Origin of the sequence: Dielma fastidiosa, from assembly GCF_000313565.1 — a bacterium.
In the GTDB taxonomy this organism is placed as follows: Bacteria; Bacillota_I; Bacilli_A; order Erysipelotrichales; family Erysipelotrichaceae; genus Dielma; species Dielma fastidiosa.
Map to the genome: position 1 here is coordinate 68,180 of NZ_HE578930.1, position 15,308 is coordinate 83,487.

Here is a 15,308-nt window from a genome sequence, read left to right on the forward strand (position 1 = left end):
TTTTATGCGCAGATACAAGCTATCATTCGCTGTCTTTCGCATGTTCGACAACTTTTTTCAGCTTTTTCTCAAATTCTGAGCGTGGGAAAAGGATACTAGTCCCACATCCTAAGCATTTAATTCGGATATCGGCACCCATGCGGATAATCTTCCATTGCTTGCTTTTATGACACGGGTGTTCTTTTTTCATCTCAACAATATCGTTTAAATCGTATTCCATGAGTCCTCTCCTTTTGTCAGTGCCGATGACAGTAATTCCATAAAGGTTATCATATATGCTTTCGCATCTACATCCAAACATACCTTTACATTTGGATCAGGAGCATTTACTTTTTGATGATTGCCAATCGTTCTGCCTGCTGATGGGCCTTCAGTTTCAACCGTTAAATGCATTTGATGCACCTTAGCCAGCGTTGGTTCAATCGCTATGCCGACCGCCAAAGGATCATGCAGAGCACAGCCGTTCAGGTTATCATATTTCAAATAGGCATCGATATAGTAATCAATCATATCCGCAAACAGGCTGCCTGCTTGGCTCAATTTTCTGAATTGTGCGGTATCAGCTTTAGTCAGCAGTGTTTTCAAGGTAACATCAAGCCCGACCATCGTGATTGGCTGTGAGCTTTCAAAAGCTTGCTTAGCTGCCTGTGGGTCTGCGTAGATATTCGCTTCCGCAAATAGATTCGTGTTGCCGGGTACCGTTAATGCGCCGCCCATCAGCACAACCCTAAACTTGCCAATTAAATCTTTGCGTTTGCTCAGCAGCTCCGCCAGATTTGTCAGCGGACCGGTAGGCACTAATGTCAGCTCTTGACCGTATATTTCAATCGCCTCACTGATGAATTCTACCGCTGTTTTTTCACTCTTAACCCGCTTAGAAAACTTAAAATCTACTTCACCCAGACCGTTTACACCATGAAAAACTACACTGCCGCCTTCTGGTGTATAGCTGTCTGAACCGATTGGCGCGGCCGCTCCTTCAAACACCTCAATCTCAGGATGACCCAAATAATCAAGAATGGTTAATGAATTGCGGGTTGCATCCTCAACTTTCACATTCCCGAAGGTTGTCGTTATCCCAATCAATTCCGCATCAGGATGCGCACAGGCATAAGCTATTGCCATTGCATCATCAATGCCAGTATCTAAATCTAAAATCAGTTTCATATGTTTTTCCCCATCTCTTTCATTTTATAAGCGGTAATTGCACTATGCAGCAGCATCGCATTGGTTACTACACCGACACCCTTCGGTACAGGTGAGATTTTACCTACCTTATCAATTACATCATCAAAATCAACATCGCCGCATAATTTACCATTTTCATCACGATTGACACCTACATCGATAACTACCGCACCGGGTTTGATCCAATCTGATTTGATTAAACGCGCCTTGCCGATTGCCGCAATCAGCACATCAGCCCTTGAGGCTTCTTTCTCAATATCCGCAGTTCTGGAATGACAGATCGTTACCGTCGCATGCGCGGCCAGACATAATTCTGCCACTGGTTTGCCAACCACATTGCTGCGGCCCAATACAACCACATGCTTGCCCTTTAAATCAATGCCGCTCGCCTCAATAAAGGCCATTACACTTTCAGCGGTACATGGTACAAATGCCGGCTGATTCATCCATAGCTTACCCACATTCATCGGATGAAATCCATCCAAATCCTTGTTAGGATCAATATGCAGAATCGCTTCATCGGCATTAATCTGCTTAGGCAGCGGCATCTGTAATAAAATACCATCGGTTTCATCATCATGGCTGATCGTATCCAGCACATCATTCAGCTCCTGCTGCGAAACACTTTCCTTTAAAACGGTTAAGGTATATGCCATACCGACACTGGCGCACAATTTTTCAAACCCTGAAATATAGGAAAGTGAAGCCGGTGAATCATTGGCCAATACAACATTTACCTTTGGACACCGTTTTCCCTGCTTTTTCATTTCATCGATAAAAGCTTTAGTTTCCATATTAGTACGATCGGCAATTGGTTTGCCATAAATTAATTTTTCTTCCATGCTGCCTCCTACCTGATAACTTCATCACTGTCCAGCATAATGGTAACTGGACCATCATTTAATAGTTCAATTTTCATATCAGCACCAAATATACCAATTGCGACATTAATTCCTTCATGCCGCAGCGCCTCATTAAATGCTTCATAAAGCGGCTGTGCCTGATCCGGCTTGGCGCTTTTTTCAAATCCCGGACGTCTTCCCTTACGGCAGTCTGCATATAATGTGAACTGTGAGACAGACAGCACACTGCCGCCTATATCCTTTAAAGATAAATTCATCTTATCATCCGCATCGCTGAACACCCGTAAATTGATGACTTTCAAAGCCATTTTCTCAATGATATCTATATTATCTTCATGAGTTATGCCAACTAATGCCAAATAACCCTTTTCTATCTGACCATTGCATTGATGATCAACCGTACAGCTGGCATGCGTAACTCTCTGCAGAAGTACCCGCATCTTATGTCCTCCTTAAGTTCAGTTCTATTATACATGATTTAACCAACAGTTTGAAAGGGTGAACCTATGTCTTCTTTTGATTTATTATTACTGGGTCTGGCTTTAGCGATGGATGCCTTTGCGGTATCAATTGCCAAGGGCATGGTTATCCGGCGATACTTATTGCCTAACGCGTTTAAAATTGCGTTCTTTTTCGCATTCTTTCAAGGCTTGATGCCCTTTTTAGGCTTTATGTTTGGCTGTATTTTTGATGAAAGACTGACAGCTGTATCCCACTTGCTCTCATTCTTAATTTTAACCTTTTTAGGCATCCAAATGATCCGCAGCCATGAGGAACCCGATGACTGTCTGGATATTAAAAATATTCTTGTGCTTGCCGTTGCCACCAGTCTTGACGCGATGGCTGCCGGTTTAAGTCTTGCCTTTTTAGAAGTTGACATTATCATTGCTATCCTCTATATAATGGCCGTTACCTTCTGCCTCTGCTTCGCAGGTGCTATATTAGGGAAGAAATTGAATAAAATCTTAAAGAATAAGGCAACGATGTTTGGCGGTTTATTGCTGATTTTTATCGGTATAAAAATTATTATCGACCAAATCAGCAGTTTGGGGTAAAATAAGTTCAGGTGATCCTAATGAACGAACCTTTAGCTTTTCGCATGCGGCCAACAACCATTGATGAAATTGTCGGTCAGCAGCATCTTTTAGGTAAAAATGGAGTAATTCGACGCTGCATTGAACAGAAGCGTCTTTTTTCAATGATTTTTTATGGGCCGCCGGGCTGCGGCAAAACAACGCTGGCGATGGTGCTCGCCAATGAATTACAGCTGCCTTATCGATTATTTAATGCCGTTACCGGTAATAAGAAAGAGCTGGAAATTATTTTCAATGAAGCTAAATTCTCACCGGGTCTGGTTGTTATTATCGATGAGGTTCATCGCTTAAACAAAGATAAACAGGATCTGCTGCTGCCGCATGTTGAAAATGGATTGATCACGCTGATTGGCGCTACGACTTCCAATCCATTATTTGCAATCAATCCGGCAATCCGCTCACGCACCCATCTTTTTGAGATAAAATCAAATACCGCAGAGGATATCAGCGCCGCTTTGATGAATGCCATTCATTCACCTAAAGGGCTTAATGACTCCGTTACTATCACTGATCCGGCATTAACAATTATTGCCCGTCATGCCAATGGCGATATCCGCTATGCGCTGAATATTCTTGAAATCTGCGCGCTGGCGTGTGAAACCGGCGAGATTAATGAAGCTTTAGTTGGACAATACAGCCAATTCCCCAACATGGGTTTCGATAAGGGAGACGATGGCCATTACGATGCTGTCAGCGCCTTTCAAAAGGCGATCCGCGGCAGTGATGTTGATGCTGCTCTCTATTATCTTGGCCGGTTAATTATGGCTGGTGACATGGATTCGATTGAGCGGCGGTTATTGGTGATTGCTTATGAGGATATCGGATTAGGCAATCCCGCGGCGGTAGCAAGAGTGATTAACGCCATTGATGCCGCTAAGCGAGTGGGTTTCCCTGAAGGAAGGATACCGTTGAGTGTCGCTATTATCGATTTATGCTTATCACCAAAATCTAAATCGGCAGAAGCCGCTATCGATCAGGTAATGTCTGAATTAGAGCGGCAGCCATTGCCAGTCCCTGATTACCTGAAATTCACACCGGTAAATTTGGCAGCTGATAAAAAATATCCTTATGATCGGCCAGATCTTTGGAATAGAATACAATATCTGCCGGATAAAATTGCCGGTATGCAGTTTTATCATCCACAGTTATCTGGTACCTATGAACAAACACTGGCAAATAATTATGAAAAGCTGAAAAAGCAGCCGCGTTCGAATCGGCTGGATCTATTAAAGAAAAAATAAAGATGGCACAGTACAGCCATCTTTTTACTTTACGCCTATAGCCTGTTCACTTTCCAATTCAGAATCCCTGCGTTTGATTTTATAAAACCAAACGATACTCAAGCCGTCAAGCAGCAGCAATATTGTCGAAATCAGAGGCTGTCCCTGTTGGCTTTTAGTCACCGGATCTTTTTTATACACGCTTCGCGCTTCATCATTAAAGCCAATTATGCCGCGGTATTCAATCAAACGATCGATTGATTCAATTGCCTTATCTAAACCGGTTGGGTCAATGACCTTTAAATCATTTGAATAGGCAATATCTAAATCATAGACATAAAGCAGCCATTGATATTGATCTTTAAAAGTATCATAGCTTTGCTGAGTGTCAAATGTAATCGTATCTACGTGATTAACTGCTGCCCGATACAGTCCAAAACTGCCGCCAAGTATTACTGTAAAGATGATAAGCAGTTGGGTCATCGAATGCTTGATCGTTTGTTTGCTTATACTGATTTGCACAGTATTCATTAACAGTAAAACAAACATACTGATCGTAACTAGAATCGGCAGCCATCGTATATAATCGCTGAATGTTAGATATACATAGGAAACCGTGTCATGAGCTGTCAGCTTTTGAAGCAGTAAATTGGCGCACGGCATGACTAACAGCTGTGTTATCACCCATAGAGAACATACATTAAATAAACCAGTTGATGCCTGTTTACGGCTGATCTGATAGGCTTGTGAGCGCTGATAAATCCGCAGAGCTATAACCAAGGCAAATAAATCGAAAATTAATTTTATCGCATAGGGTATGGAGAAATGATGAAGATAGAAATAAATGCCATAAAACAGCAGTGTTCCGCCAATAAGCAGACAATAAGCAAACAGCAAGTAATCCTTATAATTTCCCATTAATAGCGTCTTCGTCATTATTTCATTTGGGATTGCGTTTTGATTCTTTTGATTCAGCAGTTCATCAAGCTTCATATCATATATTTCAGCAAGTCTTACCAGCATTACAATATCCGGCAATGTTCTGCCGGTTTCCCTTAGTTAAAAATATTACTCTTGTTGATTACTCAACTTTTCCAATAAATCGGTAATATATCTCAATTTCCTGTATTCTTTCGTTATCCTCATTCGTTGTTGCTTCATGTATGAGGATTTTTTCTATCATGGCATTTAATAATGGTGCTGTCAGTTCCTTTGGTACGGAATATTCCTTGATTAACTCAATCCACTTTTCAGCACCTATCATATCCTGTTCCATTTTACTTAGTTCTTCTCTTAGGCTTGTTATCTGCTGTTCCAGTTCTATCTGTTCTTTTTGGTACTTGCTGGACAACATCACAAAATTTCGCTCTGTTATCTTCTCACAGGCTCTATCTTCATACATTTTCGCAAATAAACGGTCAATCTCATTTTGTCTGTTCTCGGCTTTCTTCAATGTACTTGCCTTTTTCTTCTTTTCCCGTATTCTCTCTGCATTGCCAGCTTTCTGTATCTTGTTCAATACCTTTTCTTCGTCCTGCTGTACTGCCTTAGCCCAATACTGCAAGCGTTCCAATACGGCTTGATACAGCACATCATAACGAATGTAGTGCATAGAACAATTACCTTTGCCAAACTGCCCGTAGTAACTGCAAGCATAATAACTGTAAGGCGTTTTATTTGTCTTATTCGTTCCAAATCTCATAGACCAACCACAATCCGCACACTTGACAAGCCCTGCAAAAATCGGCGTTGCCTTTTCCTTTGTCTGTCTGCGTCTTGATTTTATCTGCTCCTGCACACGATAGAACACTTCCTTGTCAATAATCGGCTCGTGAGTGTTTTCTACTCGAAACCATTCACTTTCGGGCTTACGCACTTTCTTTTTGCTCTTGAACGATACCGTAGACTGCATATTGTGAACACTGTTTCCGATATAAACCTCACTTTTCAATATCGCCTTGACATGAGCAATCGTCCACTCATAACGCTTACTTTCGGGTTTTCCCTCAAAGATATGTGCAAAAGTACCGTATCTTGTAAAATTTAGCCATGACGCTGTCGGAACTTTTTCTGCTCTTAACTGCTTTGTGATTTTTGCACTTCCGTAACCTTGATAGGCTAGGGAAAAGATTTTTTCAATAATCCATTTTGTTTCATCATCAACCAACAGTTTTCCTTTGATGTCAGGGTGTTTCTTATATCCTAACGGAGCATAAGCACCGTAATGAGCCCCCTCCGCAAACTTTGTCTTAAATGCTGATTTGACTTTACGGCTTGTATCTCTTGCCACCCATTCATTGATGATGTTCTTAAATGGTGCAATCTCACTTTCGCCTTTTTCGCTGTCTACACCGTCATCAATCGCTATGTAGCGGACATTATGACTAGGGAAATACAATTCTGTATATTGTCCTGTCATAATATAATTTCTGCCAAGACGGGAAAGGTCTTTCGTTACAACACAGTTGATTTTTCCTGCCTCTATATCCTCAATCATTCTTTGAAAACTCGGTCTGTCAAAATTTGTTCCCGACCAGCCGTCATCAATATATTCATCAATGACATTCAAATGATGTTCTTTTGCATATAAACGCAACATACTTCTCTGTGTGGTAATGCTGGAACTTTCGCCCTGTAATTCATCATCTCGGCTTAACCTAAGATAAAGTGCAGTATTGTAAATCTGTTGTTTCATTGTCAGTTATCCTCCTTTATAACTAACCCGTGTTTACAATACCTGCTTGCAAGTAAAGTATAACACGGGTACTTTTTGTCATTCAATCTATTTCTTACAACTGCACCGATTTTATGCGATTGTCTGCTTTGCTTTTTCCAGCATGACATCAGTTAGAAGTTCTTCCATTGTTTTGCCCTTTTCGGAAAAATGCTCTTTTACTACAATCTTTGTCTTTCCTCTGTTGCCAATGCCACACTTGCCATTTTTCTTTTGAATTGTTTTTACAGCATTATCAATAACACATACCCCCTTTCTGTAAAATCTTTCTAAGCAATTCAACGGCTTTTGTCATAGCCCACAGGAGTTCCACCTCTGCATAGTTCTTATGTAGCCGTACCCATTGCGTGCGACGCTCTTAATGCTCAAGCTGTGGCTGTACGGGAGTATCATTATCTGACAGTACAGGTCATGGCGATAAAAGAGGACAAATCTTTTACAAGAACACAAATAGGTTTTCGCTCGCTCTTGCAGGGGAAAGGTCGTGGCGTATTTGTTTCAACGGCTAGCTGTCTGTCAAACGTATTGAATTACTTTATTCAGTTGTCAAAGAACGATTGAAAGAAAAAAATCGTCTTTCCTATATATCGCGTTGGAAAAGAGGAGAAACGTAACCAAAATCCAAAACTTTTTCCATTATTAGTACAAATGGAACGGTTCATTTTGGCAATCAACGGTTGATTTTCTCCTTTTTCACTACTATCTGTACAGCAAACGTCCATTTGCTAAGTTTAAATGGAAAAATTTTAACTTCTTTTCATGCACCATATAGGGATAGAAAATGTCATTTTGCTAAGTTGATGATGAAAAAAGAATATTTTCCTTTTCACACCCTAACTACCCAAACCATACCGTTACTGCCAACAATAGAATGAAATATTTTCTTTGCACCATATAGGGAACGGAAACCTTAAATTGTTAAGTTGAGAACAAAGTATTTTCATCTTTTCACATCAACACTCAACTGCTAATGCCTGTTTGAATACAAAATGATGATGTTTTTCCTCTTTTCACAGAAGACTGTCCACTAATCACGAATTTCCGTCATTTTTTCAAAACTTTTTTCTTCTTTCACTTCATATAGGGACAGCAAGCCCCGATTTAATGACCTATTTTCAAAAAAAGTTTAGATTTCCTTTTCTCGCACCATATCTGTACGCAAGTAGCCATTTTGTTGCAGATTTAATAAAAAATTTATTTTTCTTCTTTCACTTCACATAGGGAATGAAAACAGCTCTTTGCTGACTAAATCTGAAATTTTTCAATTACATTAAAAAATACCGTCATTCTCTTGTGGAACAGCGGTATCTATACGTTCTTCTATGGTTGATTTCTCTAATTGTAATAAATGTTTATGCTTGTCTTTTAGTTCTGCCTGCTCAATCATATCTTTCAGTATCGTTGTACGATTTTCTCTGTCTAATGCCTGTACCATTTTTATGGTTGGTGCGACTTGTCTTTGTAGCCAATGCAACGCTTTTTGTAAAGTGTAAGGCTCTGGCTTTGTGGTTAAGCGTATCGGCTCTCTGTTTTCCCCTACAAACCATGCCCAATCATCATTTGTTATCCATTGACTTTTTGGCTTGTCGTCCTCTCTGTCAACAAAGCGGACATAATGATTGATGATAGAAAAAGCGGTGCGTTCAGCGTCCCGATAGGTCAGTAAATCTACAACCGCATAATAGGCTCGTTCGTTCTTCATGCGTATTTCAAAACGGTTCTTAATCTCCGTATCTTCAATTTCTGTGCCATTCTTGACATACTGCTCATAATTTTTCTGATAAGCACACATATATAATTCGCTACTTGTTGAACCGAGATATAAGGTTTCTCCTGTATTCTTTGGTAAATCGCTACCGCATTTTTCTGTACCGCTGTAATCTTTCTGCATACGGAAGTAGGAGATACATTCGCCAGCCTTGTATTTTTCCTTTAACTTTGGAATATCCAATATTCCTGCTTTATCATTGATAGCCAAATCAAGCCGTTTCATCACACCACCAGCCGTCATACAATCCAGCATGAAGTCATACCATGAGCGTTCCTGTGCCAGTAGATAACATTCCATTTGCCGACAGCCTTTGCCTTTCAGTTCCAATAAAACACCTAAATGCTCCTGCATGGAACACATGATATTGATGTCGCCAAGTACATATTTGCTTTCATATCCGTATTTTCCATAATCTTCATAAAGCATGTAATTAGATTTCAGTTGTAATACATCACGGATAATCGCCAATGCGTCCGTAGTAGGAAAGCGGACACGAAAGTAATCAATCAATAAGAATAGTGGTTCTTGCGGATTGAAACGCTCAATCTGTTTTTCTATGATTTCTCTTAATTCGTCATTCAATGGCTGTTTTCCTTTTTCAATGCGGTTGTAATATTCACGGCTGATACCACAGGCAACAGCAAGCCTTGTTTGTGTTACTCCGTATTCCTCACGCTTTTGTCTTAGTTCTTCAATAAAGTTTTTATCATTCATTCTTCAATTCCTCCAATCAAAAAAGGCAACTACCATAATTGATAATTGCCTGTCATTAAAAATCTGTATAGAAAAAGCAGTCAATCCTAAGACTAACTGCTTTGTGTGTATGGATATAAAATTGCTTCTAATCTTGAATAGGTATCCAAATTTCAATAACTGAATTATCACTATTCCAATGAAAACGATAATCGTATTTTTCAAAGTGTAGGATAATATCTTTTATAGGAATATACGATGTACTAGGAATAATTTCTTCATAAATCTTGCCATAAGTTTCATATATTTTATCCATAGCACCAATATGCTCCACAACCAAATATTTATAAGACGGTATTTCTTTATACAGAAAGCCCTCTGGGGTAATGGTTCTTTGGGGAATAGAACAGAAATAATAAAGTTTTCCATTTCTTCTTTCCATAAAAGCATATTTTACCCAATTTCCTGATTGTGAAAGATACGCTTTTTTCAAACTACTGTTAAACTTTCTCCAAAACTGTGTACTAATCTGAATATTCTTTTTTTGATAATTAGTCAGTTCTACTTCCTGCCCAATAACTGCAAATGCGTTTAATTCCTTTATAGAAAAATTTATCATTTTACCTTGTGAGAAGTGATAACGGTATAACTGTACGCATTTACCGTTATAATACAATTATCAATCGTTATATACCAGTTTTTTCCTTTTCTTGTGATTTCCGCATTAGAAAGGCTAATTTTTTCTTTGCACCATTCAATTACATTTTCTACATTCAAAGATAAGTTCTTTTTAATTCTAATAACGCCAAGTTCAGTTGTGTGAAGTCTTCCTAAGTTTTCCAGTAATTCATTTTCCATATTTTGATACCTCATTTTTCAGCAAATTTATTTGTATGTTTTATACCCCAATTATAACATTCTCATATCAGCACTACAATAAAAATAATTAAGCACCAATAATCTTATTGAACATCTCCAACCGTAAATCTTTCACACCATCAGTGATAAACACTGAGCTGACAGCAATTACGACAACTACCATAATTGCCTGCACTTAAATTTCTGCAAAAGAAAACGACAATCAATTTCTTATTTTTTGAAATCAACTGTCTTTCTCATATTTACTATTCAATTTTCATAGTGATATAGGTACAATTTATATCACTACTGTAAAAATGGGGTTTTGCCTTATAAATACAGCGTTTTCCGCTTGTTAGTGTATAGTGTTTCTTGTTTTTTGTGCCCCCCTTGTTAGATAACGGGGGCTTTGAACGGCTCGCAAGCTCGCCGAACCGCCGAAGCGAACCGCCCCCTTGCAAGCATGGCGGAAAAATCTTAAGGATTTTCCCGCCAACGTGGTCGGATCGCTCCGTCGGTTTAACAGCTTTTCTGTTTCTCTCTAGTTATCTACGCATATAAATCAAATCGGTTATTCCGTTATAAGTCTGTGTTTTACAAAGCCTTAACTTTATTTCCCTGTCTATGTTGCCCAAAAGACGAACCCCATTTCCTAACAGAGTAGGAATAACAGAAATGTAATATTTATCAATCATATTTTTGCTTACCAACTGCTGAACAAGATTTGCTCCGCCACAAATCCAAATATCCTTTCCTGCTTCTTGTTTTAGCCGTTCCAATAATAAAACAGGATTTTCACTTGTAAAATGAATTTGTTGGGAAGAATTGCACTCTTTATGTGTTAATACATAAGTTGTAAATTTATTATATACCCATTCTTGCGGAGAAAGTTCAGTAACAACCTGATGAGAAGTATTCCACCCCATTAAGACAGTATCTATATCTTTGGTAAATTCTGTATAAGTGTCGATGTTTTCATTGTCATTTCCATGACCATTTAGCCAAGCTACTCCACCATTACCGTCCGCAATATATCCGTCAAGGCTCATGGCAATAAATAAAACTACTTTTCTCATTTTTTCTCTTTTATAAATACAAACAGGAATTTATTTCTCTTTTTTACTCATAAGGGAACAACTGATTGCTACAAATAAACCCATTAAAATCCATGGAAATGCTGCTCTTATAAAATCACTAACCATACTTTATTCCTCCTTAAATTCCAATTTCCTTAGTTCTACAAACTGAAATTTTTGCCTATGAATGTATCTTGTTCTTTATACGCAAACAGGCTTCTGTGTGCATAATCCAATGTCTTGAAAACGGCATTTGAATTAGTCCACAAATATCTTTATTACACCAATAATCAATCAGCCAAATTGCTTTTTCATTGTCGTTTACTACATTCAACGATTCTAAGTATCCTTTTCTTTCTTTCGGTATTTTTCTTTTCAATTCATCATAAGATAACCGTTCAAGCATTTTCTCAGTGCTTTCCCATACTTCGAAAATATATAAATATAATTCTTCCAGATTAAGCTGTTTTGAAAAGTCTGCAATCTGCTGTTTCATGAGTTCATTTCCTGTTGTAATGATAGGTGAATTGATACGCTCTTGATAATTGCCTGCAAAAAATACTTGTTCATCTTCATTTATCACTGTATGCACAACTATATCTTCAATGCGGAAAATATGCCAAATAGAATAAGCAATCGTCTTACTATGATAACCATCAGCGTTTATGAAGGGGATTGAGTTAAAATCTTCTCAGCATAATTCTTCTTTGAAAGATACTAAGGTTTGTATTAACTGACTTCGTAAAGTAAGTAAAGTATCAATACCCCTCTTATAAGTATCTTTCTTTTTTATTTGTGCCTGCATTGTTTTATTAAGTTCAGACCATTCCTTATTCATATTCAATACTCTCTCAAATTCTGATTTTATCGCCCCATACAAATTATTTCGTAAACAATCGGCGTCAGGACAGAGGAAAAAGCAGACTACATTTAGAATGTATCTGCCCATTCCTCTGGACTGCACACCGATTTTTACCAATTGAACCAAATCGCTGCGCCACAGCCTTGGCAGGCCATCGCGCAGCGATTTGGTTCAACTGGAATTTGTCTTACAACAATTTATATATGCATAAAAAGCAATATATTTATGAAAACACCCTAAATCCAAAATTTACTCAATTCATTTTTTCCTTACATAAAATGTTCTCGTATATTTCACTTCCTCACCAAGTGTTTCCCCTATCAAAACTTCAAAATCATTGATATCAAATTCTGGAAAGAATGTATCTCCATCTTCAATATTTAAATCTACTTCTGTGATATACATTTTATCTACTATTTGCAAAGCTTCCTTAAATAGTCCATATCCACCAGATATGTATACATCTCGTCCTTTAGCCAATAATAATGCATCTTCTAATGATTTAACTGAAACTAAATTATCTCCTTGATACTCTGTTGTGGTGGAAACAACAATATTCATTCTATTAGGCAACGGATGACCGATTTCTTCATAAGACTTTCGCCCCATAATAACCACATTACCCGTTGTTAACTCTCTAAATTGCTTTTGTTCTCCCTTTATTTTCCATGGTATATTACCATTCTTGCCTATAACATTATTCTTTGACCTCGCAACAATCAAACCTATCATCTATTTCATCCTCCATAATATGATGTCGTACCTGTGATTCCATCAAGTGCACCACATCTTAACAAACTCAAAATTATCTCGAACTAACCAGCTCGACAAATTCCTTTTTTGTCTTCATCTGCATTATATCATATTGTTATAAGCATTGCCATTTCTTTTCTGCTTTTGAAAAGTTACTTATCAGCCTATGTTTTGTAAAGGGTGATATTCAGCATTTCTCACGCAACAAGCCCTTGACAAACCATAGACTAATAAGTTTTAAGGTAATCAAGCAGAAATGAAATAGTCTGCTGTTTCACGGCAACAAAAAAGAGATACCAACACACTTATGTAGTATCTCTTAGTCTAGTAGCAATATTCTTTTGTTTGCAAGCAGGTAAACATGGGCTGTTTCTTAATATCTTTTTGTTTGGGAAACACCAGTTTCCCATTGACTGATTGTTTTATTTGAAATATGCAGCTTATCCGCCAGCTGCTGCTGAGTCAGGTTGGCATTTTTACGCAAATAGAGTAAACGTTCGTTCAGCTTCTCCATCATTGATCCCTCCTTCTACCTTCATTGTAACTGAAAAAGCCTAGTCTTTCGCTCTATAAATAAAAGAATTTATCAATCAATTACAGAATCAGCTTTCAAAGTTAAATGGCTTGCCTGTATATTTCTTAAAATCTTTGACGATCCGTTTGAAATTCTCCCGTTCATAAATTTCTAAAATCCTGCCATTGATAAACGCCAGTTCCTTTTCCCTTGGTAGCTTGGAGATTGTCAGCAAATGATCACTGGTTGTTTGCATCGGCACCGTCGTGAGAATCAAATCATAATCACGCAAATCATCATTGCCCTCAACTTGATAAGGAATGATTTTCAAGATACTGATGCAGGGTATCTTTTTCAGCAAGATAGAAAATAGCGTTTTATATTCAAAACTATTGCAGTCATGAATTACGACTGTACGCAGACTGACTTTGTTCTTTTCAATACAGTAATCAATGATATAAGTCAGATTATGGATAAAACGGTTTGTATAAGTAATCTTATAGTAATTCATTGAAACAGCTAAAATTTCCTTGGCAACTTCTTTAATGACATAAAAGTTCAAATGTGAGAGGGCGTAATAATCATCGCGTGTCGGGTTATTATCACGGACATTGTAGATTGCTTCCCGCATGATCAATGAATTATAATCATTCTTGAATTCATTTAGAGAACTTTCATTTAAAGCAAAGTGCTGTTTCAGACAGTGCGTCACTTCATCGATGCAAGATTCAGGCATCTTTAATAATGGCACGGTAATTTTATCAACATGTTCATGATTTGTAGTTGCTACCGATAGCAGAAGAACAAAAAGATAGATTCGCTCATCCTGCGGCAATGTGATTTTGAATAAATCCTCAGCCAGCGTGTTCATATAATTAAGATATGGCTTCATTTCAGCTGTATTAATTAATTTCAGTTTATTCTCAGTCATCGTTACAAAATGACTTTCACTGATCCGCACAATTGCCACTAAAATGAAGATTCTCAAGAAATTCCGATCATACTTAGATATAAATAAATCATATTGCTTAACAATTTGCGTGATGAATTGTTTCACATCATCAAAAGGGATACGATCAGTATACGCTTTAAGGATTTGGGTAAGATCCAGCGGACATTGATCATCCGCAGCATTCATTGACTCCGCAATCAGATGCGCAATTGCCAGCCGGAGCCGTTTCTCCCCATAATAAATCTTCAGTCCGTTTTTGCGTGATACTAACAGATCGATGTGATATACATTCAGCCAAGCTTTCGCAGCTTCAATAATTGGTTTAATCGAAGAACGGGAAATATGAAAGTAAACTTCTAAATCAGAAATATACAGTTCACTTTGTTTGACCATCAGCAAATATAACAGAAAATAGAGCTTTTCATCCTTGGAAGGCTCTTCTTTTTCTTCATAGATAATCATTGATCCAATCGATAGTTTTTTCTCAGCTACTTCATTAATAAAATATCCCTTACCCCGAACACATAAAAGCTCGCACTGCTTTTCTTCACAAATGCGTTTTACTTGCCCCATATAAGTTTTAACACTGCGGCTCGATATCATTAACTTATCCGCAAGGGCTTGAGATGTAATATATTCATTGCTTTCACATAAGATTTTAAATATTTTTAACGTTAACAGCTGTTCCATAAGATCCCTCTCTTTCTTTAAGTCTACAATTTCACTTGAG

15 protein-coding genes and 2 pseudogenes are annotated in these 15,308 nt (G+C 38.0%); 2 read left to right on the forward strand and 15 right to left on the reverse strand.

From position 1 onward, the window contains the following. Nucleotides 1-22: 22 nt before the first annotated feature. Genes DAHG_RS15075 through dtd form a run of 4 tightly spaced genes read right to left on the reverse strand, consistent with a single transcriptional unit; the run spans nucleotide 23 to nucleotide 2,491 of the window. Nucleotides 23-220, reverse strand: coding sequence for a DUF951 domain-containing protein (locus DAHG_RS15075; RefSeq protein ID WP_022939184.1), 198 nt, complete (start codon nucleotides 218-220; stop codon nucleotides 23-25). Beyond that, nucleotides 205-1,167 carry a nucleoside hydrolase gene (locus tag DAHG_RS15080; protein ID WP_022939185.1) on the reverse strand — a complete coding sequence of 321 codons (963 nt, stop codon included), beginning with the start codon at nucleotides 1,165-1,167 and terminating at the stop codon, nucleotides 205-207. The genes DAHG_RS15075 and DAHG_RS15080 overlap by 16 nt, the downstream gene beginning before the upstream one ends. Next, nucleotides 1,164-2,030, reverse strand: coding sequence for a bifunctional 5,10-methylenetetrahydrofolate dehydrogenase/5,10-methenyltetrahydrofolate cyclohydrolase (locus DAHG_RS15085; protein ID WP_022939186.1), 867 nt, complete (start codon nucleotides 2,028-2,030; stop codon nucleotides 1,164-1,166). Before DAHG_RS15085 ends, DAHG_RS15080 begins: the two co-directional genes overlap by 4 nt. A gap of 8 nt (nucleotides 2,031-2,038) precedes the next feature. Next, nucleotides 2,039-2,491: a D-aminoacyl-tRNA deacylase gene (gene dtd, locus DAHG_RS15090; protein ID WP_022939187.1), complete on the reverse strand. Its 453-nt coding sequence runs from the start codon at nucleotides 2,489-2,491 to the stop codon at nucleotides 2,039-2,041. Nucleotides 2,492-2,557: 66 nt separating this feature from the next. Here dtd and DAHG_RS15095 point away from each other — a divergent pair, with 66 nt between their 5' ends. Beyond that, nucleotides 2,558-3,106, forward strand: a complete 549-nt coding sequence (locus DAHG_RS15095) for a manganese efflux pump MntP (RefSeq protein ID WP_022939188.1) — start codon at nucleotides 2,558-2,560, stop codon at nucleotides 3,104-3,106. 20 nt (nucleotides 3,107-3,126) lie between these two features. Next, nucleotides 3,127-4,386 carry a replication-associated recombination protein A gene (locus tag DAHG_RS15100; protein ID WP_022939189.1) on the forward strand — a complete coding sequence of 420 codons (1,260 nt, stop codon included), beginning with the start codon at nucleotides 3,127-3,129 and terminating at the stop codon, nucleotides 4,384-4,386. A gap of 24 nt (nucleotides 4,387-4,410) precedes the next feature. Here the strand turns inward: DAHG_RS15100 and DAHG_RS15105 are convergent, their stop codons facing one another. From DAHG_RS15105 to DAHG_RS15160, 11 genes and pseudogenes are all read right to left on the reverse strand, one after another. After that, nucleotides 4,411-5,388 (reverse strand): hypothetical protein, encoded by a 978-nt coding sequence (locus DAHG_RS15105; RefSeq protein WP_022939190.1) that lies wholly within the window; start codon nucleotides 5,386-5,388, stop codon nucleotides 4,411-4,413. A 58-nt stretch (nucleotides 5,389-5,446) separates the two neighbouring features. Further along, entirely contained in the window at nucleotides 5,447-7,060 is a 1,614-nt protein-coding gene (locus DAHG_RS15110; protein ID WP_002323152.1) for a recombinase family protein, read from the reverse strand. Between the two features lie 111 nt (nucleotides 7,061-7,171). Continuing rightward, the gene (locus DAHG_RS15115; protein ID WP_002303258.1) at nucleotides 7,172-7,381 is read right to left on the reverse strand and encodes a hypothetical protein; all 210 of its coding nucleotides are present in this window, start codon (nucleotides 7,379-7,381) and stop codon (nucleotides 7,172-7,174) included. Between the two features lie 988 nt (nucleotides 7,382-8,369). After that, on the reverse strand, nucleotides 8,370-9,584 hold the full coding sequence (locus tag DAHG_RS15120) for an XRE family transcriptional regulator (RefSeq protein ID WP_002323151.1): 1,215 nt from the start codon (nucleotides 9,582-9,584) through the stop codon (nucleotides 8,370-8,372). 127 nt (nucleotides 9,585-9,711) lie between these two features. Then, nucleotides 9,712-10,182, reverse strand: a complete 471-nt coding sequence (locus tag DAHG_RS15125) for a GyrI-like domain-containing protein (protein WP_002303261.1) — start codon at nucleotides 10,180-10,182, stop codon at nucleotides 9,712-9,714. Beyond that, on the reverse strand, nucleotides 10,179-10,421 hold the full coding sequence (locus tag DAHG_RS15130) for a DUF3781 domain-containing protein (RefSeq protein ID WP_002587847.1): 243 nt from the start codon (nucleotides 10,419-10,421) through the stop codon (nucleotides 10,179-10,181). The genes DAHG_RS15125 and DAHG_RS15130 overlap by 4 nt, the downstream gene beginning before the upstream one ends. Nucleotides 10,422-10,966: 545 nt before the next feature. Further along, entirely contained in the window at nucleotides 10,967-11,497 is a 531-nt protein-coding gene (locus DAHG_RS15135; RefSeq protein ID WP_002303421.1) for a dihydrofolate reductase family protein, read from the reverse strand. A 181-nt stretch (nucleotides 11,498-11,678) separates the two neighbouring features. Beyond that, nucleotides 11,679-12,335: pseudogene (locus DAHG_RS19900) on the reverse strand (phage head-tail adapter protein). Between the two features lie 260 nt (nucleotides 12,336-12,595). Beyond that, a pseudogene (gene dfrF, locus DAHG_RS15150) lies at nucleotides 12,596-13,091 on the reverse strand (trimethoprim-resistant dihydrofolate reductase DfrF). Nucleotides 13,092-13,485: 394 nt separating this feature from the next. Then, nucleotides 13,486-13,629, reverse strand: coding sequence for a helix-turn-helix transcriptional regulator (locus tag DAHG_RS20985; protein ID WP_110370619.1), 144 nt, complete (start codon nucleotides 13,627-13,629; stop codon nucleotides 13,486-13,488). Between the two features lie 85 nt (nucleotides 13,630-13,714). Next, nucleotides 13,715-15,268, reverse strand: a complete 1,554-nt coding sequence (locus DAHG_RS15160; RefSeq protein ID WP_022939194.1) for a BglG family transcription antiterminator — start codon at nucleotides 15,266-15,268, stop codon at nucleotides 13,715-13,717. Between the last annotated feature and the right edge of the window lie 40 nt (nucleotides 15,269-15,308).